Origin of the sequence: Thiohalobacter sp. (assembly GCF_027000115.1) — a bacterium.
In the GTDB taxonomy this organism is placed as follows: Bacteria; Pseudomonadota; Gammaproteobacteria; order Thiohalobacterales; family Thiohalobacteraceae; genus JALTON01.
On sequence record NZ_JALTON010000021.1, the window covers coordinates 33118 to 52640 of the forward strand.

Here is a 19523-nt window from a genome sequence, read left to right on the forward strand (position 1 = left end):
GGCTGCTCGCCTAGGCTGCCGACAATTTCTTCACCTTCAACCGGCCGCGTTTCTTCTCCGCTTCCCACAGGTCGAACAGGGCCTGCTGGTTCAGCCAGCTTTCCGCCGAGGTGTCGAAGGCGATCGATAGCCGTACGGCCATCTCCGGGCTGATCCCGGCACGTCCGTTGAGGATGGCCGACAGCGTTTTCCGGCTGACACCCAATGCCCGCGCGGTTTCGGTTACCGTCAGCCCAAGAGGCTCCAGGCAGAGCGTTCTCAGGACTTCTCCCGGATGAGGGGGGTTGTGCATCTTCATTGCCATACCTCAGTGGTAATCCTCATAGTCGACTTCCAGTGCATCGGGTCCTTCGAACCGGAAGGTGATGCGCCAGTTGCCGCTTACCGAGACGGCCCAGTAGCCACGCCGGTTCCCGGTCAGGACATGCAGGCGAAGTCCCGGCAGATCCATGTCCCTGGGGGCGGTTGCGGCATGCAGGCGACCCAGAATGACCCGAAGACGCGCAGCATGGGCCGGGCGAATCCCGCTGCGCGAGCCGGTCAGGAAGAATCGCTCCAGTCCCTTGTGTCGAAACGACCTGATCACGGCCCAAGCGTAACCCTCATGGTTACATTCGACAAGCCTTTCCCGTCCGCTCGCCGTGCCAGGGCGGCAGGCCGGAATCCGGGGTATGCCGCCTGTTCCCCGGGTTGCGCTGCGCTTCACCCGGGCTGCTTAGGCCCCAACTGTCTGAAAAACCTTACACTCCTGTCTCGATAAGCAAATGTATTTTCTCAAGAATCCGAAAATGTCGCCGTTTTCCTACAAATTCGGCCTTTACCTTGGGGAAAGCCGCGCCTAGTATGGAATGCCGCCTTCGGGCGGGGGAGCCGCCAACGACAACAAAACCCGGCGCTCTTCCGGCCAGCGCTGCGCCCCGTGGCCTGACAAAACAACAACCTTGCAGTACTGAAGTTAGGGTGGAATATGGAGTTCTTCATTCCGCCGCATGGCGGCGCACTCGTTGACCTGCGTGTCGACGAGGACCGGGCCGAGGCCCTCAAGTCGGAATCAAAGGGATTTCCGTCCCTGACCCTGTCCCAGCGCCAGGTCTGCGACCTGGAGCTGCTGATGAACGGCGGGCTGTCGCCGCTTTCCGGCTTCATGGGCCAGGCCGACTACGAATCTGTCGTCGAGCGCATGCAGCTCGCCGACGGCACCCTCTGGCCCATCCCGATCGTCCTCGATGTTGCTGCCAACTTCGCCGAAAAGCTGGAAAAGGGCAGTAAGGTTGCGCTGCGCGACGGCGAGGGCTTCATGCCCGCCGTGCTCACGGTGGAAGACATCTGGCAGCCGGACAAGCGCCGCGAGGCCGAGGCCGTGTACGGCACCACCTCCGATGCCCACCCCGGCGTGCGCTACCTCTACGAGCAGGTCGGCGATACCTATATAAGCGGGACCCTCGAGGGCATCCAGGCCCTCATCCACTACGATTTCGAAAGCCTCTGGGACAGCCCCGCCGACCTGCGCGCCCTGTTCCGCAAGCTCGGCTGGCGCCGGGTGCTGGCCTTCCAGACCAGCAAACCCATGCACCGCCTGCAGCGCGACATCACCCTGCAGGCCGCCAAGGAGATCGGCGGGCACATCCTGCTGCACCCGACCGTGGGCATGACCAAGCCCGGCGACCTGCAGTACTACGCCCGGGTGCACTGCTACCAGGCCATCCGCAAGCACTTCCCCCACAACCTCGCGCTGCTGTCGCTGCTGCCGCTGGCCATGCGCATGGCCGGCCCGCGCGAGGCGCTCTGGCACGGCATCGTGCACCAGAACTTCGGCTGCTCGCACTTCCTCGTCGGCCCCGACCACGCCTCGCCGCCCGCCACCAACGGCAATGGGGCCGCCCAGGCCTTCTACCCGGCCCACGCCGCACAGGCACTGGTCGGCGAGCACCAGGACCGGCTCGGCATCGAGATGGTCCCGGTGGAAGAACACCGCTACGTGCCGCGCCGCGGCCGCTACCTGCCGCTGAGCCAGATCGAGCGCGACGGCGAGGAGGCGGTCAGCCTGTCCGAGGCCGAACTCAAGGAGCGGCTGTCGCACAACATCGAGGTGCCGGACTGGTTCAGCTTCCCCGAGGTCATCGAGCATCTCAAGCGCGTGTGTCCGCCGCGCAGCCGCCAGGGCCTGACCCTGTTCTTCACCGGCCTGTCCGGCGCTGGCAAGTCCACGCTCGCCAAGATCATCTACGCCAAGCTGGTCGAGGCCGGCGGCCGCCCCGTCACCCTGCTCGACGGCGACATCGTCCGCCTGCATCTCTCCAGCGAGCTGGGCTTCTCCAAGGAACACCGCAACCTCAACGTGCGCCGCATCGGCTTCGTCGCCAGCGAGATCACCAAGAACGGCGGCATCGCCATCTGCGCCCCCATCGCCCCCTACACCGCCATGCGCCGCGCCGTGCGCGAGATGATCGAGGAACACGGCGCCTTCATCGAGATCCACGTCGCCACCCCGCTGGAAACCTGCGAGGCCCGCGACCGCAAGGGCCTGTACGCCAAGGCCCGGCAGGGGCTGATCCCCGAGTTCACCGGCATCAGCGACCCCTACGAGGAGCCGGAGAACCCGGAGCTGCGGGTGGATACCACGGGACTCTCGCCGATGGAGGCGGCGCAGGAGATTTATCTTTATTTGTTGAGGGAGGGGTATCTGGACGCGTCGGGCCCTGATGTCTGAGTTTCCTGCTATGGGGCGTTTATCCATTGAGCCATTGGCAGCATCCGAAGTCGGTTCTATGTCAGACTATCCCAGATTCGCGATTGTTGACTGCCTAGTGAACAGAATGGATATGCCTCGAGCCCTCAATGCAGTAGAAAATCGTTTGAGGCAAGGTGGCGGTGGTTATATCTGCTTTTCCAATGTGCATACGGTTGTAACGTCTAGGAATGACCCGGATCTGCGTGCTGCAACCAATAACTCGTTTCTGTCTCTGCCAGATGGTCGTCCGCTTTCGTTGTACGCGAGACTGTGTGGTTATCAAGATGTCGCGCAGGTGGCTGGGCCAGATTTTATGGAGCACTGTTTGGCTGCGCTGCCTGGGGCACGCCACTTCTTTCTGGGGGCGACGGAAAATACACTGGCCCGGCTGCGGGCGACTATCGAAGGGCGTCATCCCGATGCCGTGATCGTAGGTATGTACTCGCCGCCATTCAGGCCCATGACCGACGACGAGCATGCCACCATTGTCGATATGATCAGGGCGGCTTCCCCCGATTTCATTTGGGTTGGCCTGGGTGCACCAAAACAGGAAAAATGGATGGCCAACAACTGGGAGGAGTTTAAGCCTTCAATACTTATGGGTGTTGGTGCCGCGTTCGATTTTCATGCCGGTACCGTGAAAAGATGCCCTCCATGGATGAGGTCTGTGAGTCTTGAGTGGCTATATCGTTTGTGTAGAGAGCCTAGGCGCCTATGGAAGCGCTATTTGGTTACGAACTCGCTGTTTTTGTGGTACGTAGCTTCCGATGCACTAAGGGGGTTGGCGCGTCGTAAGCGTTGTCCGTGAGCGGCTGGTCATGTCCATTGTTACTGAAATAAAAAGGAATCGGCGAGGCCAAGCCGCGTGCGATGGGGAGAATAGGTCGGCTGCGCTTCCTGTTTTGTACTCTATTCTTGCTCGTTTGTCTGACCGGGGGGTTCCGCATGTTGTGATTCATGGCAGGGATGCTCTGCATGGTGGAAGGGTAAGTGATATAGACCTGGCATTTGATAAGGATCCCAGGAAGGTGTTGCTTCCCCTGCTTCGCGACATGCAAGCGGAAGGTTTGCTGACCATCATCCAGATTCTGCATTACGATATTCCGGCGTGCTACTACTTCGTTCTGGCAATAGACACGCCGAACGGCACTGGGTACCTCCATCTCGACTGCCTGCATGACAAGTATGGGTTAAATCGCTATCTAATACCGTCCACAATGTTTCTGTATGGTCGCCGGGAATTAGATGATGTGTATGTGCCAATGCCGGAAGTTGAGGCGGCCTATCTACTTGTGAAAAAAACAAAGAAAGGCACTCTGACCACTGAAAGTGTCAGTTACATAAAGCAGCTCGCAGATACCAGTTCCATTCTTGCTCTGTGCGAGACTGTCGCAGGTGCGAGGTTCCGGGAAGCTGTCTCCGATCTGCTTCAGAGTGATGGTGATTCTGCTCGGTTTGCGGCGGCCCGTGCACAGATGATGTCCTCTTTGCGTCGGGCAGGATGGCGTCACCCGCTCCTTGGGTCGTGTCGGCTTTTTCTGACGGGTATCCGCGTTCTTGGGCGTCTTGTCAAGCCAACCGGGATATTTGTTGTTCTGCTGGGGCCGGATGGGAGCGGGAAGTCGACCATTGCGAGTCATGTGTTGAGCAATATTGGGGGCGGATTCAGGAGGGTGCGCCATTTTCACTGGAGGCCGGGGCTGCTACCGAGGCTGGGCAGGCCTCGGGCCGCTAGGCATGAAACAGGCCAGGCTCAGAGTGAAGCGCCCTCTCTTAAGTATAAATACGGAACCTTGATTTCCCTCCTCCGATACGGCTACTACCTCCTGGACTTTGTGATCGGCGGAGTGCTTATTGCATTCCTCAAACGGCAAACCGCTGTCATTCTGGCCGAGCGATACTATTACGACTATTTCGTCCATCCTGCTCGCTATGCATTCAGGTTGCCGGATTGGCTGTTCCGGCTTGGACTAAGTGTGGTTCCCAAGCCGGATCTTGTTGTTCTGCTCGATAATGATCCCGAAGTAATATGGCGACGCAAGAAGGAACTGCCCATCGAGGAGGTGCGACGGCAAATAGCTCAATACCGACGCATAGTCTCTGGCACATCGGTCGGTTATGTTGTCAAGACGGAAGACTCAGCTAGTGTCTGTGCTGACCATGTCGTGCAAAGTATTCTGGCTGCCACAGCAAAACGTAATGTAGACTGACCAATGGATCAGACAGGAACCAGCCGGAGATTCGCCGCGGTACCGAACAAAGCGAATGCTAGAGTCTATGTCCCGTTTGAAGAAGGGCGTGATCTAGCGCAAGATCTGCGGATGTACGAGCCCGGAGGGTATCCGGGCAAGCTATTCAAGGTGGCCATGGTGATTGCGCCACGGCCGTTCCAGAAGTACCTCTTGAGTCGTAGTATTGTCGGCGAGGACCTTTCAGCAAGGCTCTCCCGCATATCCAGAATAATTGGCGAAATCCTGCCGCCGGAGCACGAACTGGGTTCAGTATACCAGGGTACTCCGGGGCCGCGAGAGAAGCTTACCATCCAGGTTTCCGACAAGGGGCGAATCATTGGCTACGTGAAAATTGCCGAGCGCCCCGAAGCGGCCGCCTTGATTAAAACGGAACGCCGGGTTCTCCGGGAGCTGGCCCAGCAATCTCTTCAGCGGGCGATCGTACCTAGTGTGGCAGAATATCGTGATGACGAGAATCTGACCTGGCTGTATCAGCTTGTTCCTCAGGCCGTCACGCCCGAGCTGTCTCCCCGTCCCCTTGATATCATTGGCTTGGTTGAGGAGCTGTCACAACGGCACCGCAAAAGGTGTGAGGCTGACCAGGCTCTGGTGTCACGTTGGCCGGCATACTACACCCAAGAGGAAAAGGCCCTCTTTTCCGGGGTTAGAGAGGCAGTGGAAAGGTGGAGTGGGCCAGAAGGTGTGCTCACTCATTTCGGTCATGGAGATTTCGCGCCTTGGAACATACGGCGGGTGGGGGATGGGAGACTGTATGTCTATGACTGGGAATACGGATCCCCTGAGCTGCCCGCGCTCTTCGATTTTTATCACTTTGTGGTTGCTCCCCTGCTCCTCGTGGAAAAACAGGAGCCTGCTGCTGTTGCGGCTGCACTTCTCCGGGAAAACGGTTCTCTGCACTATCTGGCAGCGCGAGCGGCTGCTGTATGCGGGGTCGATGTCGCGCAGTTGCCGTTATATCTTTCTATCTATCTGTGGGGGATGATAGACCGAGGTGTTGTGGTTGATGAGAAGTCGGGCATTCGTCTTGAGACGCAGTTGGCCAGAATCTCATCCTTCAGAAGGATGTTGCAGTATATTTTGGCAGGCTATATAGGAAATAACGGGACGAATGTGCTTGTCTCCGCCTATGCCTGCGAGCCGAATCGTGGGTCTGAGCCTGGGGTGGGCTGGAATATGGTGCGTACCATCACTAGCGCCAGCCGCGCACTGGTAGTGACGAGGAAGCGTAATCAGCCAGTAATCGAGGCCTATATCCGGGATCATCCAATTAAAAACGCATACTTCTTGTATGTGGACCTTCCTCGATGGCTTACTTTCTGGAAGCGGGGATCCCGGGGTATTCGGACCTACTACTACCTATGGCAGTTCGCGGCGCTTGTCGCCAGCCTTCGCGCGCGTCAGGCATTTGAGTGGCGGCTTGCACATCATGTTACCTTTGTCAATGACTGGCTGTTTACATTCCTTTGCTTGCTGCCAGGAAAATTTGTTTGGGGTCCTATTGGAGCTCATCCGAGGATTCCTCCCGGTCTTGCCCGTGGGGGGCTCCAAGCGGCAAAGGATATCGCGCGCGTCAGCTTCCAGGCCGTGATGCGCTATCTGGACCCGTTGTACTGGTTGTCGGCTTATCGATGTGCCCTGGTAATAGGGGTCTCGGAAGAAGTCTTTAGGCGGGGACCGCTTCGCTGGGTAAGCGCAGCACGGAAACGTGTGCATACGGCGATAGGGCTGGAGGAGGAGTTTCTTGAGCGCTATGGTCGGGATAAAACTCGGCGTATGCATTCAGGAAAAAGCCTGGATATCGTTGCCGCTGGCCGCCTCATTCCGGTAAAGGGGTTTCATCTAGCAGTCGAAGGTTTCGCTAAGTATCTCGATCGGGGTGGGCAAGGACACCTCGAAATAATCGGTCGAGGCAGAGAAGGCGTCCATCTTGTCCGGCTCGCAGAATCATTGGGAGTGGCACAGGAAGTTAGGTTTACGGAGTGGATGGATCGTGACGCGGTAATAGAGCGATTGTCGTCCGCGGATGTCTTTCTGTACCCCAGTTTCGAGTCTGGAGGAATAGTGATCCTTGAGGCAATGGGGCTTGGTCTTCCTGTGATAACGTCCTGTGTCGGTGGCCCCGGGGAATTTGTCGCAGAGGGCTGTGGTGTATCGATCTCGCCATGCAATCGAGAAAAATTTACAGACTTGATAGCCGAGGCTCTATTACGCCTGTCTCGTAACGTGGAATTGCGGGTTGCTATGGGAAGCAATGCTCGAGAGCGCGTCAGGGAATGCTATCTCTGGGAAGGGCGTGGGGAAATCGTGGAGCAGTGGTATTCAGGTATCAAGTAGACCGCACATGTCTGGGTCACAAAAAAACGGGACGGTTCTTCTCGCCTGGGTGGCGATGTTTCTCAATATTCTCAACTGGCGGCTCAGGGACGTCGTTGCGGGGCAGTCAGTTGGCGATATATGGGATATATACAGGGTGGGTTTGGCATTTGTCGCTGGCGTGATAGCGGTCATGACGATTCTGAAAAACAGCGGCCGGCTGGCATATGCGTTGAAAGCGCCAATGCTGCTGCTGCTTCTCTACGGCGCAGTAGCCTTGTTATCGTCGGTGCTGGTAATCGCAAATGTGTCGTTCTACTCGATGTGGAAGGCGATCGAGCTGATTACCGTCACAGTAGTCTGCGTGGCAATGCTGGCGCATCCGAACCGGGTGCCAGTGGCTGATAAAGCGCTCAAATATATCATCTGGATATTAGGTGGAATGCTATGCCTATACTTGATCGAAGCAGCGATCTGGCCGAGCGAGGCGTTTACGAAGTCCCGTGGCGTCATCCCCTACATCATGCGCGGTGTGATGCCTATAACGCAGCAGAATGCGCTGGCCTTTTACAGTGCGGTGGTCGCTCTGTTCTGCGTGATTTCGCTTTATGACAAAACGCTGGCAAAATCCAGGAAATTAATTTACATGGCCTTGTTCGTAGTGGCGCTGATTGAGCTAATTCTCGCGCAATCACGAACCTCCTTTGTTGGATTCTTCATTGCAGTGCTCGTGTTCCTGTTCGTAGCAAGGGAGTTTCGTCATCTAGCAATACTTTCCTTTATCGCCTTTTTGGGGCTAATGGTATGGGGTGCGTCCGGGTTGTTGCTCGAGTATCTGATGAGGGGCCAGGAAGAGGAGCTGGTCTATTCCCTGTCTGGGCGCACCATCGGCTGGGCGAGGGCGCTGGAACTATTTAAGGACTCACCAATATTGGGGCATGGGTTTGTTGCGGCAGCTCGAACCGATATTCTGGGTTCTATCCACAGCGGTGGTATGTCTACGCTCCACGGTGCCTTCTTTGATGTCATTGTGGGTGTTGGGCTGGCAGGCCTGATTCCCTGGGCGGGCGCCATCTTGTGGGTCGTTGTGCGGATGGTCCGCATTGGGCGGTACGCGGAGGTTCTCAGGAACGATGAACTTAGATGGAAACATGCGTCAATGATGGCTCTGCTCACTCTGATCATGGTTCGATCGACTACAAGCTCAGGTTTGGCTATCCATGACCATACCTACATGTTGTTTCTATGCGTGTTGATGTACGCTGTTACGATCAGTTCGAGAATTGCAGAACACGAGGGGCGAGCAGCTGAGGTCGGTTTAGGGGATGCTGGTCAGGAGTTAGGTGTTCGCCGGCGGGTGCTGTGGGCAAAGTCCAATGCGAATTCTACAGATTCACAACTATTATCAACAAGAAGGCGGTGAGGATGCCGTCTTGGCGAATGAAAAAGCGTTGCTGGAAGAAGCAGGGCACGAAGTGATTCAGCATTTGTGCCACAACGACGAGATTCAGTCCACGTATGCCAAAGTACGGTCGGCGCTTGAAATTGCCTACTCGGCTAGGCAACGGAAACGACTTAGCAGGCTGCTGCATGATGTTCGTCCGGATATCGTGCATGTGCACAATTTCTTTCCCCTGTTTACTCCCTCGATCTTCGATGCTTGCCGTCAGGCTGCGCTGCCTTCGGTAATGACGCTTCACAACTATCGTCTCATATGCCCGGGGGCGCTGCTAATGCGAGATGGTCACATCTGCGAAGACTGTCTTCAGGGTTCGGCCTATCGTGCGATTCGGCATCGCTGTTACAGAGAATCCATGGCCGGAACCTTTGCTGTCTCTCGCATGGTCGAATACCACAGGAGGCGGCACACATGGCGTGATAAGGTTAGTGCATTCATCGCGCTCACCCGTTTTGCGAGAACAAAATATATCCAGGGTGGCTTGCCTGCCAACCGAATCCACGTCAAGCCGAATTTTATCCGTCCCCCGGCAGCACCTGACGGTAAGTGTGAGGGTAAGAGGCGTGGGGTTCTGTACGTGGGCAGGCTCAGCCATGAAAAGGGACTGACGACGTTGCTGGAAGCCTGGAAGGATATGAGCGCTCCATTGCGCATTGCCGGAGATGGGCCGTTGAAAGAGATTGTTTCCGCGTGCGCATCACCGCAAGTGGAATATCTTGGCGTGCTGACCCGGACGGAGGTATCGCGGGAGATGCGCAGGGCGTCGGCGTTGGTCATGCCATCAGAATGGTACGAAGGTTTTCCAATGGTGTTGGTGGAGGCTATGGCGCATGGTTTGCCAGTAATCGGGTCAAATATCGGTGCTATGGCGGAAGTGATTCAGGATGGTGTGACAGGCCTGCATTTCGAGGTAGGCGACGTCCAGTCTCTACGGGACGCTGTTTCTCGTCTGCTGAACGACGAATCGGTATTGAGGAAAATGTCGGAGGCGTCGGTCCGCGAATACCGGATGAAGTACAGTCCGGAAGTCAATCTCGATCAGCTCATGGGGATATACGAAAGCGCGCGGCAGGCCTCATGATCCGTGCCAGCAGGTTATGGTTGATGGCGGCGGCCTTTCTGGTAGCTGGGAGGGGTGCAGTGGGCGCCGACAGGAATATTGCCCCCGAGGCGGAAATCTCTGCCCGTCCCTACATAGGGGCGACCCTGGCATACCTGGCCGACGGCAAGGCCGCAGATACACCCGACAACACATTGGTCATGGCAGCTCCCTTGGCGCCAAGGCTCGACGGCGGCGTGCCGCTGTGGCTGACCTTTTCCTTCGGTCGCACAGTGCCGGTATCGGGGATACGTATCTATCAGAACCGCTATCGTAATGGCCGTACCCCGGCCCGCCATTATGTCTTCGAGGCCGATACGAACGGAGATGGTGACTACGATGCCATTCTGGTCGAGGAGACGAAGGGCGAGGGGGGGCAGTGGTTCGACTATCGGTTGCGCGACGCGCGAGGTGTGACAGGAATAAGATTTCGGACCCTCGGATGGGGGAAGGGCCGCAAAGGCCCCAATTATGGTGTGCCGGCGGTTGCGGAAATCGAAATCCTGACCCCTCTCGAACGATCGGGGAAACGCGAGGCAAACAGGGAGATTTCGGGTGTCGAAGTTCGGGCCCACCCAGTGGGTTCATTGAGTGAGAGGCTGAAGGGTTTGAAGGAACCCCCATGGCTGGAGCAGTTCCCTCGGGGGTTGTTCACCACCATGTGGCGCTTTTGGACGCCGGCCCGCAATTACGATCGACGCCGCGTGGACGATCTGCTGGCGTCTATCCGCCGCCTGGGTGCCAACAGGCTGTGGCTTTATCCAGAGGCGACAGGCCGGATTGGGCGGTTTGAAAACGTCGATTTTCCAGAGGATGACTTCGCGCGTCATTATACGAAGCGCCGCAAGGAAAAAGAGCGCCAGTGGGCGGGGCGGGGCCTGTACCGCCTTTACCCGTTTCCAAGCCAGGTGGTGCCGGGTTATCGGGAAAATGTGCTGGCCCGTCTGACAGATGCCGCTCATCGGCACAATCTCGGCGTGATCGTCAATCAGCGGCTTTTGCCCTATGGTCTCCAGGGGTGGGATTTTCCGCGCGTTTATCGCCCGGAGGAATATCCCTGTCCTCTGAGTGCAACCGTTGTCCGGAAAACAGCCGTCCAACTGGTTCGGGAGCTTATGCAGGCCGGTGCGGACGGGGTTGCGCTGGGTGGGGATGAGTTCTTTTTCCATGGGCATTCGGGGCGCCATGAGCAACTATCGCCCTATTGCCGTACGGAGCAGGCCAAGCGCTCCGGGGCCTGTGTTCCGACCTGCGAGACATTATTCAGGGAGGCGTACGGCATGGAGATTCCGGCAGAACCCGGGAAAGCGGGCGAGGCGGCTTTTGCGTGGCAATTGTTTCAGTATGAAAGATTGGCGGAATTGTTCGGCGTTCTGGCCGAGGAGGTCCGGCGACACGGCGGCATTGTCACCAGCCTGTTCCGCCCCGGCGAGGTCAAGAGAATGGCCTACGGCGTCGCATACGACATCATGGGGCTCCAAGCCGGTATCGATGAAATGGGGTCGGACCCGCTATGGACCAACGACAACTTCAATGGCCACTATTACATCGCAAACGAAACCAAGAAACTGATGGCCGCGAGCCCGAAGCATGCAGCCGTGGTGACGCTGCAGACCACACCCTATTACGACAAGCGTGACTATCAGCGTCCGGTCATGGTGTATGGAAGCGCGATCTCAGCGCTCATGCATGGTGCGAAGGGAATCAACTACTACAAGGAGGAATACTTGACCGGGCACGATGCCGCCGGTGCGGCCCGGTGGGTTGCCAAGGTCTTTTCCTTGATCCGCTATCTGGAACAAGAAGGCCTGACGGCATTCGACCCGCCGCGGAATATCGTGCTCCTGTATTCAAGATCGAGCGAGGACTGGTGGAGAATGCGGTATCCGGGTGATGCGATCAAGGGTGGCTATCCCGTTCTGATTCAGAACGCAGTGATGGAGGTACTGTTCAGGGCCGGCATTCCCTTCGACATGTACTATCTCGACCAGCCGGAAACATGGAAAGGGCTGGACAAGACGGATCTCATCCTTGTGCCCTTCGGTTATTCTGTCAGTGATGAGGCCTGGAAGCGCCTGAAAGAACTGCATGAAAGGGGGGTTGGCGTCTGGTGGATGTCCCAGGCGCCGGCGCTCGACGAGCGCGGCCGGTGCAAGCCTAGATCATTGCCATTTCCCTCGGGCGTTTTCAGTTTCGATCGCTCCGGCCAGGGTATGCCGCCCTATCGCATCCTCAAACAGCGGATACTGGAGCAGTTGAACGGCTGGCCGGGCTTGCAACTGGCGGGGATTTGTCGGTCCGATGGCGATGTGGAGTGCGGGATATTAGTGAACGATCGCAGGCGTCTGCTATTCCTGCTGAACTGGGGGGAGCGACCGGCCAGGGTGCAACTTTCAGTATCTCTCGAGGCAGGTCATTATCGTTGTGAAATGATGGATCTTGACAAGGTATACAGGCTGAAGTTTACGGATGACCGGTCCTGCGATGCAGATTCCCTGAAATCTGCGGTTTTTCATCTCGATCCTGGAGCTGTGAACATCGTCCGGATCGGGCCGCTGTCCGATACGGGGTCAGCCCCCTCGGATGGCGGCTAGGGATTCCAGTGTTCGATAGATCTCATCCATCCGCTTGCCATACACCTTATCAATAAGCCGGCTTGTCAGCCGCCTCTGTCCGGCTGGCGCGGTTTTCAGTTCCGATGGATGATAAACATCGGTATAGGAGACCGGTAATTCTATACCCAGCCAATCTTCGAGAAGATTTACCGAAGATGCATGGTCATGATTGAAACCATGGATATTGACAAGCAGTGCCTGTGCTTTATGTGTCTTGTAAAAAGAAATGATGTCTTCGTTGTATCGGATCCAGGCGGAAGCGGCAAGCCAGGGAGCCATCTTCAGCCGGCGGTCGGTCGCGCGTCGAAGTAGAGAATCTATGACGGAATGGGGCGAACGGTATAGAAAAATGTAGCGGACTTCCGGAATGATCCTGTGCCAACTGCCGAGAAAAAGCGTGGTTCGGGGATCTTTCCATCCCCAGTTGCCGAAGTCGCGCTGGCGTTGTTCTATCAGGGCCTGTGCCTGACGGGCCTCTTGGTCGGTAAATTCGAGGTTGCGGGCAGGGGAGTACATATGGCAGCCCCTGCGGTTCAGCAGTTTGCAGTGGAATGATACGAATTCGGCGTCCTCAAAATGGCCAAACCGGTTGCCGCGGGCGGCTCCGATCAGCTCCTTGCCCATGCTGATGCCGCAACGATGAAGGAAGTTCCCCATTAGGGAAGTACCCGAGCGGTGCATGCCTGTAAGGCAGACGATCATGCTGCGGCCTCGTCAGGGGTGGCCACTACCACCAGCGTGCCGGCCAGATGTGGAAACAGCTTGAATAGTGGGACGCCGACTGCGAATTTGAGCTTTTGCTTCATGGTGGTAGGGGGTTCGGTGTAGGCGCCGTAGAGCGCCTCGATTTTATAGCCATGCCTTTGAAACAGATTGACTAGGGTCTCCGGGGAATAGAAACACACGTGCTCAATATGTTCGACGTAACGCCCCAGCCATCGCCGAATCTGGAAATGGAGGCCGAAAGCGTTGTTGGTCGATATGACGAATTTTCCGCTGGGGTTGTCCAGAAACCGTTTTACACCCTCGAGCATAGCGCCCGGACAAGTGACATGTTCAAGCAGATCCCCGGCAAGCACGATATCGAACGTCCGGTCGATCGGGACTTCCTCCAGTTTCTGCACGTCGCCCTCAAACAGATTGTCGTACCCCAGTTCATTGCGCATGATATCGAGGCTGGCACGGTCAATATCAATACCGTACAGAGATCGCGCATAGCTGGCTAGAGTGGCATGAAGAAGAGTCCCACGATTTAATCTGGCTCTAATATGAGAGCCAGAGCTGCATCCGAGGTGCAGAATAGCCTTCTCTTGGCAGAGCTCTGACAGAAAGTCTGGTCGGGAGATGTAGGTTTTTACTGATGTGCTAACGCCGTGGGTATTATGTGTCATGGTGAAGGGCCTTTCTGTGGCAAATGCATATCTATTTCTTTCGGGGTTTGAATCCTGAATGATTTGTGGTGAAGAACTCCTCGCCGCCCGTATATTTCTTGCGTATACCTGCCGGGTTGCCGGCGATCAAGCATTTATTGGATGACGTATGGTCCTTGGTAACTACCGAGCCTGTTCCAACGAATACCATATCGCCTACTCCCGATCCTGGTGTAAAGATCACCTGGCTTCCTATATAGCAATGATCGCCTATTGTTATCGAATGGTTATTGCTAGGTTCTGTGGTTCTGTAACCATGAGTCCAGAAGGTCGATCGAAAGCCGGCAATTAACGAGTTTTTTCCAATCGTGATTTGTTGCTGGAGGTCAAAAAAGTGCTTGCTGGTTATGTTTGAACCATCACCAATTGTTAATTTTCCAAAACTTGGTGTGCGATCATGTAGGGCAGATGCGGTGAACCAATTGAGGCGTCCACCTATTCTCGCATAGGACCCCATTTCTAGGGATTTGAGTCCTTTAAAAACATTGAGATGATTTATGGACGCACCTTCTTTTAGGGTTATGTGGGCTATATCCAAATAACATATCCCGATTTTGCATGTTGGATGGATTTTGTGGCCTCTCATGTTCAGTAATAATATCTTCAGACGCGATGGAAGAATTGCGAGTAAAAATAATTTGATGTACTTTATCATCTTGGTTGCTTTAATAATGTATAGCCACGTGGCGCTGGAATCGCTTCAGCAGGATTAAGAGTATTAGTAGCTGTATGACGATCATCGAGAGCATGGCTCCGGGTAACTCGAAAAGTCTGATGGCCGGATAACTGATTAACATGGTGGCTATCATGCCGAACAGGGTCGCCGTGAATATGTCTTTTGTTTTGTCGAGCGCCCGAAGTCCTGCAGACAAGGGGCGATGGAAAAAACCCACGATGTAATAAATGCCCCAGCCTATGACCAGCCATCCATATCCGGCGTATTCCTCTCCATAGACAAGGCTCAGCCAGAATTCCGGCGCTGCGGCTGCAACCAATACGACCAGTCCTGTCAGGATGCCACCCAACAAGGAAACTCTACGCAAGTATTTCTTGAGGCCAGTATGTCCGCGTTGCTCCAGCATCGCCGCAGCTCTCGACGGGACGATGTTCTCCAGTGCAAGAAACAGGATGTTTGCGAAACCGATGATGTTGCGCGTGGCCGTCAGCGCGCCGACTGCCGCGGCCGACAGTAGGGCGCCCGAGAGATAGATGAGGAACTGTGACGAGCCCCAATAGGCGATGTTCCGCGCAACCAGCCACCTGCCAAATTCCCAGTGTTGCTCCAGCACCCGGCCAAAAGTCGCTGGGGCTGTTGTAGCTCGGCAGGTCCCGGCGTTCATTAAAGGGGCAAGGACCCGCACGCCGTGAAGGACGGCAATCATGGAAGTTGTGGTGATGATCCAGAATGCGGAGTATGTTGTCTGCCCGACGCCCAGGAACCAATATAGCAGGCCAGCCAACTGCAATAAATAACTGACAAGGTCATTGACGAGGCCCTGGCTGGCGTGGTCCGACACAATGAGTGCGCGGCGCAGGAAATCCTGGGTTACGAACGCGGCGGCGGTTGCCGCCCCAGGTACAGCCAGCTCGGCCAGTGCAGGCATGCGCAGTATCTCGGCGAGCGCCATAATAGTGGGCGCGGCGATGAGGAACGTGGCCAGCGAGAACAGTATCTGCTGGAATGTCACGTTCCGCAGGTAAGCTGGGGCTTCCGCAGGCTTGAGTCTGGGGATCGTCACCATCATCGGGGATATGATGAGTGCCACCTGAATGCCGGACACAAAGAGTACGACGCCGTAAACAAGGACGAAATGGCCATAGCCCTCGAGCCCGAGAAAACGAGCAAGAACCAGTCCCGTTAGGAAGTTGGTCCCGCTTACAACCGCTTGATCTACAAGAACTATGGTGGTTTTTTGTCTACCGGGCATGGTGGTCGTGGTCGATTTCTTGGCTGGCGCGCGGCGGTATGCTAGTTTGGCTCGACCAAGGCCGCAGTTCTTGGAGCCGTTCATTCAAACATAATATACAGTTTGGACTCCCGGTGTTGTACCTGATTTCCTGATCTCGAATCTACCGCTTTTGCCTTGGGTCCCGGATCGGGGTTCCGGGGGGATTCGCGCGGAAGTAGGGGTAGAGTCCATGTTTGTGCGCTGAAGCAAGATTGAGTTGAGAAAAAACATGCAAGGTTCAATGTTGCGGGACGATGGTGCGAGAGTCAGGATATGGCGGGCCGGGCCGGCGCTGTTTGCGGCAGGGCTTGGCGCTGTGCTGCTGGTTTTCGGTATATACCAGGAAACAATATCCAGGCTGATCGAACGCTGGTCTGGTTCGGAAGAATATGGGTATGGTTTTCTTATTCCCTTTATCTCGGCATTTCTGGTCTGGCAGAGGTCCGACGAACTCAGGACCAAAAAGTTCTCTGGTTCATGGGTTGCGGTGGGCCTTCTCGTTATCGGTCTCGGTATCTATTTCTCCGGCCGTGTCGCCACTGTGCACTTTGTCATGCAATATGCGCTGGTACTTTGCATTATGGCGCTTGCATGGGCTCTGGTGGGTAAGGATGTGTTCAAGAGGATTTGGGTGCCGTTGGCATTATTGGCATTTGCCATTCCTCTTCCCACCTTCCTTTATCGTGGCCTCTCCGCTGCCCTCCAGCTCATCTCCACCGACATCGGCGTCTGGGTCATCCGCCTGTTCGATATCAGCGTGTATGTAGAAGGCAATGTCATCGATCTGGGGCAGTTCAAGCTGCAGGTCGTGGAAGCCTGTAGCGGTTTGCGGTATCTCTTTCCGCTGACCAGCCTGGCCTTTATTGCGGCCTACCTGTTCAATGGCGCCTGGTGGAAGAAGGCGATCATCTTCCTGTCCAGCATTCCCATCACGGTGCTGATGAACAGCTTCCGCATCGGCATGATCGGGGTGCTGGTGGAGTACTGGGGCATCGAGCAGGCCGAGGGTTTCCTGCATGATTTCGAGGGCTGGGTGGTGTTCATGGCCTGCATCGGTCTGCTGATCGTGGAGATGTGGGCGCTGGCGAAGATCGGCCCGGACCGCAAGACCCTGGCCGAGGCCTTTGCCATCGAATTCCCGGCGCCGCCGCCGAAGGATGCCGAGGTGCGGGTGCGCGGGGTGCCGGCCCCGTTCATCGCGAGTATTGCGCTGCTGGGCGCAGCGTTGGCAGCGTCACTGGCTTTGGGTCAACGCGACGAGGTGATTCCCGACCGGAAGGTGTTTGCCGAGTTTACCGGCGACATCGAGGGCTGGGAAGGGCGTCGGGACCGACTCGAGAGTATTTATCTGGATGCCCTGAAGCTGGATGATTACTACATCGGCGATTTCAAGCGGCCGGGTGACCCCGCGCCGGTCAACTTCTATGTGGCCTATTATGCGTCTCAGCGTGCGGGCGAGTCGGCGCATTCGCCGCGTTCCTGCATCCCGGGGGGCGGGTGGCAGATCGCGGAGCTGCGTGAGGTAACACTGGATGATGTCACCTGGAATGGCCAGCCACTCAGGGTGAACCGGCTGGTGATCGAGCTGGGGGATACCCGGCAGCTGGTCTACTACTGGTTCCAGCAGAGAGGGCGCAATATCACCAACGAATACGCCGTGAAGTGGTATCTCCTGGAAGATGCCATTCGAAAGAATCGCACGGATGGCGCGCTGGTGCGTCTGATTACGCCCGTGGCGCCGGGCGAGCCACTGGAGGCGGGGGATGCAAGGCTGCGCGACTTCGCGCGAGCGGTCGTGCCGGTCCTCAAGGAGTACGTGCCAGATTGATTCAGGGAGTGGCCGGAGTACGGGCAGGGGCCGCGCGGCAAGGGGGTCGCGCGGCGGCGCCGAATGACAACGAGGCGGAAAACGAACAAGGGTGAGATTCCGCGCGCCCTGAACCGCACGAGGTGGAAGCTTGGATGTCGCACTGGTCACACTGCTGGCGGCCATGACGCTGTCCATGGCGCTGGTGCCCCTGTTCATCCGCTGGGCGCCTGCGCTGGGCATGATCGACAAGCCCGACCCGCGCAAGGTGCATACCACGCCCATCCCGCGGGTGGGGGGCATTGGCATTGTGGTCGGTGCGCTGGTGGCCGGGCTGATCTGGGTGCCGGCGGATACGGCGATCCAGGCCTACTGGTTCGGCAGCCTGGTGCTGCTGGTCTTCGGCGTCTGGGACGACATGAAGGAGCTGGGCCACTACGTGAAGTTCGTGGGCCAGTTCATTGCCGTTCTCGCGGTGGTCTACGGGGCCGATCTCTACGTCCACTATCTCCCGTTCCTGGATGCGCCGCTTTCCGAGGGTGCGGGCAAGGTGTTCACCGTGATCGCCATGGTCGGCATGATCAATGCCATCAATCACTCCGACGGGCTGGATGGCCTGGCGGGCGGCGAGTCGCTGCTGTCGCTGCTGGCGATCATGTACCTTGCCAGCCTGTCGGAGAGCTGGCCGGTGATCCTGATTGCTGCGGCCGCGGCCGGCGGCGTGTTCGGCTTCCTGCGCTACAACTCCCACCCCGCGCGGGTGTTCATGGGCGACGGCGGCAGCCAGTTCCTCGGCTTCACCCTGGCCTTTCTGGCTGTCTATCTCACCCAAGTGGGCAATCCGGCGCTAAGCCCGGCGCTGCCGCTGCTGTTTCTCGGCCTGCCCATCGCCGACATCATCGCCGTGTTCATCCAGCGCATCTATCACGGCATGAACTGGTTCCGGGCGACGAAGAATCACATCCATCACCGTCTGCTGGAGCTGGGCTTCCAGCATCATGAATCGGTCGTCATCATCTACAGCGTGCAGGCCCTGCTGGTGCTGTCGGCCATCCTGCTGCCCTATGAATACGACTGGCTGCTGCTGGGGATCTATTTCGGGGTGGTCGCGCTGGTGTTCGGGGCGCTGATCGTCGCCGAACGTTCGGGCTGGCGGGTGAACCGGGCCCATCATACGTTCGCGCTCACGGGGCGGCTGGCGGCGGGGTTGGACGATCCGGCCGTTGCGCGCAATCTGCAGCGTCTGCTGGAAGCGGGCGTGGCGCTGTACGTGGTCACGGCGGTGGTCATCATCCGCGACATGCCGGCGGACTTCCGTTATGCGCTGCCGGTGCTGGCCGGGCTGCTGGCCTTGCGGCTGCTGCTCGGCTTCCGGCTCTGGTTCCTGTTCCTGCGGCTGCTGCTGTTCGTGGCCGTGGCCATGTTCGTGTATCTGGTCAACGCCAATGCCGAGGTCTGGGCCTCCGGTGGACTGGGCATGCTGGCGCTGGTCTATTTCATTGCCCTGGCGGCGGCACTGGGCGTGGCCATGCGCTTCGTGCGTGAGAGCCGGTTCCGGATTACGCCGCTGGATTTCCTGGTGGCATTGCTGGTGGTGCTGGTGGGTAGCTGGCCGGAACTGCTGGGGCTTGATGACACCGACATCCGCATGATTCTTCAGATGGTGGTGCTCTTCTATGTGGTAGAGTGGGTGCTCCAGCACATGAAGAGCCGGTGGAACCTGATGACGGCTTCGGTGTTGCTGGGGTTGCTGGTGCTGACGGCGCGGGCGTGGGTGAGTTTTTGAGGGATGGCTGGATGTTGATGGGCACGCTGCGCTTTGCCCATCCTGCGCCGGACAGAAGCCGCGAACACTAACGTAGGATGGG

General features: G+C 57.3%; 15 protein-coding genes. 9 read left to right on the forward strand and 6 right to left on the reverse strand.

Annotated elements, in window-relative coordinates; all coding sequences use genetic code 11:
- Nucleotides 1-10 precede the first annotated feature (10 nt).
- Together MVF76_RS03245 and MVF76_RS03250 are read right to left on the reverse strand one after the other, a co-directional pair.
- Nucleotides 11-298 carry a HigA family addiction module antitoxin gene (locus MVF76_RS03245; protein WP_297527373.1) on the reverse strand — a complete coding sequence of 96 codons (288 nt, stop codon included), beginning with the start codon at nt 296-298 and terminating at the stop codon, nt 11-13.
- 9 nt (nt 299-307) lie between these two features.
- A complete protein-coding gene (locus MVF76_RS03250) occupies nt 308-586 on the reverse strand; it encodes a type II toxin-antitoxin system RelE/ParE family toxin (RefSeq protein WP_297527352.1) in 279 nt (92 codons plus the stop codon).
- Nucleotides 587-967: 381 nt separating this feature from the next.
- Between MVF76_RS03250 and MVF76_RS03255 the strand changes: the two genes are divergently transcribed.
- The 7 genes from MVF76_RS03255 (at nt 968) to MVF76_RS03285 (ending at nt 12448) form a co-directional block, all read left to right on the forward strand.
- On the forward strand, nt 968-2710 hold the full coding sequence (locus tag MVF76_RS03255; protein WP_297527353.1) for a bifunctional sulfate adenylyltransferase/adenylylsulfate kinase: 1743 nt from the start codon (nt 968-970) through the stop codon (nt 2708-2710).
- The gene (locus tag MVF76_RS03260) at nt 2703-3539 is read left to right on the forward strand and encodes a WecB/TagA/CpsF family glycosyltransferase (protein ID WP_297527354.1); all 837 of its coding nucleotides are present in this window, start codon (nt 2703-2705) and stop codon (nt 3537-3539) included. The genes MVF76_RS03255 and MVF76_RS03260 overlap by 8 nt, the downstream gene beginning before the upstream one ends.
- Nucleotides 3540-3759: 220 nt before the next feature.
- Nucleotides 3760-4941: a hypothetical protein gene (locus MVF76_RS03265; RefSeq protein ID WP_297527355.1), complete on the forward strand. Its 1182-nt coding sequence runs from the start codon at nt 3760-3762 to the stop codon at nt 4939-4941.
- 3 nt (nt 4942-4944) lie between these two features.
- Nucleotides 4945-7317, forward strand: a complete 2373-nt coding sequence (locus MVF76_RS03270; RefSeq protein WP_297527356.1) for a glycosyltransferase — start codon at nt 4945-4947, stop codon at nt 7315-7317.
- A gap of 7 nt (nt 7318-7324) precedes the next feature.
- Nucleotides 7325-8719, forward strand: coding sequence for an O-antigen ligase family protein (locus MVF76_RS03275; protein ID WP_297527357.1), 1395 nt, complete (start codon nt 7325-7327; stop codon nt 8717-8719).
- Entirely contained in the window at nt 8673-9836 is a 1164-nt protein-coding gene (locus MVF76_RS03280) for a glycosyltransferase (protein ID WP_297527358.1), read from the forward strand. The genes MVF76_RS03275 and MVF76_RS03280 overlap by 47 nt, the downstream gene beginning before the upstream one ends.
- A complete protein-coding gene (locus MVF76_RS03285) occupies nt 9833-12448 on the forward strand; it encodes a hypothetical protein (protein WP_297527359.1) in 2616 nt (871 codons plus the stop codon). The genes MVF76_RS03280 and MVF76_RS03285 overlap by 4 nt, the downstream gene beginning before the upstream one ends.
- Here MVF76_RS03285 and MVF76_RS03290 read toward each other — a convergent pair.
- Genes MVF76_RS03290 through MVF76_RS03305 form a run of 4 tightly spaced genes read right to left on the reverse strand, consistent with a single transcriptional unit; the run spans nt 12425 to nt 15911 of the window.
- Nucleotides 12425-13171, reverse strand: coding sequence for a sulfotransferase (locus MVF76_RS03290; RefSeq protein ID WP_297527360.1), 747 nt, complete (start codon nt 13169-13171; stop codon nt 12425-12427). The two genes, MVF76_RS03285 and MVF76_RS03290, sit on opposite strands and share 24 nt — an antisense overlap.
- Nucleotides 13168-13860 carry a class I SAM-dependent DNA methyltransferase gene (locus MVF76_RS03295; protein WP_297527361.1) on the reverse strand — a complete coding sequence of 231 codons (693 nt, stop codon included), beginning with the start codon at nt 13858-13860 and terminating at the stop codon, nt 13168-13170. The genes MVF76_RS03290 and MVF76_RS03295 overlap by 4 nt, the downstream gene beginning before the upstream one ends.
- A 31-nt stretch (nt 13861-13891) precedes the next feature.
- Complete coding sequence (locus MVF76_RS03300) at nt 13892-14554, reverse strand: acyltransferase (protein WP_297527362.1); 663 nt, start codon at nt 14552-14554, stop codon at nt 13892-13894.
- A gap of 10 nt (nt 14555-14564) precedes the next feature.
- On the reverse strand, nt 14565-15911 hold the full coding sequence (locus MVF76_RS03305; protein WP_297527363.1) for a lipopolysaccharide biosynthesis protein: 1347 nt from the start codon (nt 15909-15911) through the stop codon (nt 14565-14567).
- Nucleotides 15912-16089: 178 nt separating this feature from the next.
- Between MVF76_RS03305 and xrtD the strand changes: the two genes are divergently transcribed.
- Together xrtD and MVF76_RS03315 are read left to right on the forward strand one after the other, a co-directional pair.
- Entirely contained in the window at nt 16090-17676 is a 1587-nt protein-coding gene (gene xrtD / locus MVF76_RS03310) for a VPLPA-CTERM-specific exosortase XrtD (protein WP_297527364.1), read from the forward strand.
- 130 nt (nt 17677-17806) lie between these two features.
- Nucleotides 17807-19441, forward strand: a complete 1635-nt coding sequence (locus tag MVF76_RS03315) for a glycosyltransferase family 4 protein (protein WP_297527365.1) — start codon at nt 17807-17809, stop codon at nt 19439-19441.
- Nucleotides 19442-19523 lie beyond the last annotated feature (82 nt).

Bases quoted from the DNA above. Each gene is read 5' to 3' on its own strand.
- MVF76_RS03270 (WP_297527356.1), top strand. From the start codon at position 4,945: ATGGATCAGACAGGAACCAGCCGGAGATTCGCCGCGGTACCGAACAAA.
- MVF76_RS03280 (WP_297527358.1), top strand. From the start codon at position 8,673: ATGCGAATTCTACAGATTCACAACTATTATCAACAAGAAGGCGGTGAG.
- MVF76_RS03255 (WP_297527353.1), top strand. From the start codon at position 968: ATGGAGTTCTTCATTCCGCCGCATGGCGGCGCACTCGTTGACCTGCGT.
- MVF76_RS03285 (WP_297527359.1), top strand. From the start codon at position 9,833: ATGATCCGTGCCAGCAGGTTATGGTTGATGGCGGCGGCCTTTCTGGTA.
- MVF76_RS03245 (WP_297527373.1), bottom strand. From the start codon at position 298: ATGAAGATGCACAACCCCCCTCATCCGGGAGAAGTCCTGAGAACGCTC.
- MVF76_RS03295 (WP_297527361.1), bottom strand. From the start codon at position 13,860: ATGACACATAATACCCACGGCGTTAGCACATCAGTAAAAACCTACATC.
- MVF76_RS03300 (WP_297527362.1), bottom strand. From the start codon at position 14,554: ATGATAAAGTACATCAAATTATTTTTACTCGCAATTCTTCCATCGCGT.
- MVF76_RS03290 (WP_297527360.1), bottom strand. From the start codon at position 13,171: ATGATCGTCTGCCTTACAGGCATGCACCGCTCGGGTACTTCCCTAATG.
- xrtD (WP_297527364.1), top strand. From the start codon at position 16,090: ATGTTGCGGGACGATGGTGCGAGAGTCAGGATATGGCGGGCCGGGCCG.
- MVF76_RS03260 (WP_297527354.1), top strand. From the start codon at position 2,703: ATGTCTGAGTTTCCTGCTATGGGGCGTTTATCCATTGAGCCATTGGCA.
- MVF76_RS03305 (WP_297527363.1), bottom strand. From the start codon at position 15,911: ATGAACGGCTCCAAGAACTGCGGCCTTGGTCGAGCCAAACTAGCATAC.
- MVF76_RS03275 (WP_297527357.1), top strand. From the start codon at position 7,325: ATGTCTGGGTCACAAAAAAACGGGACGGTTCTTCTCGCCTGGGTGGCG.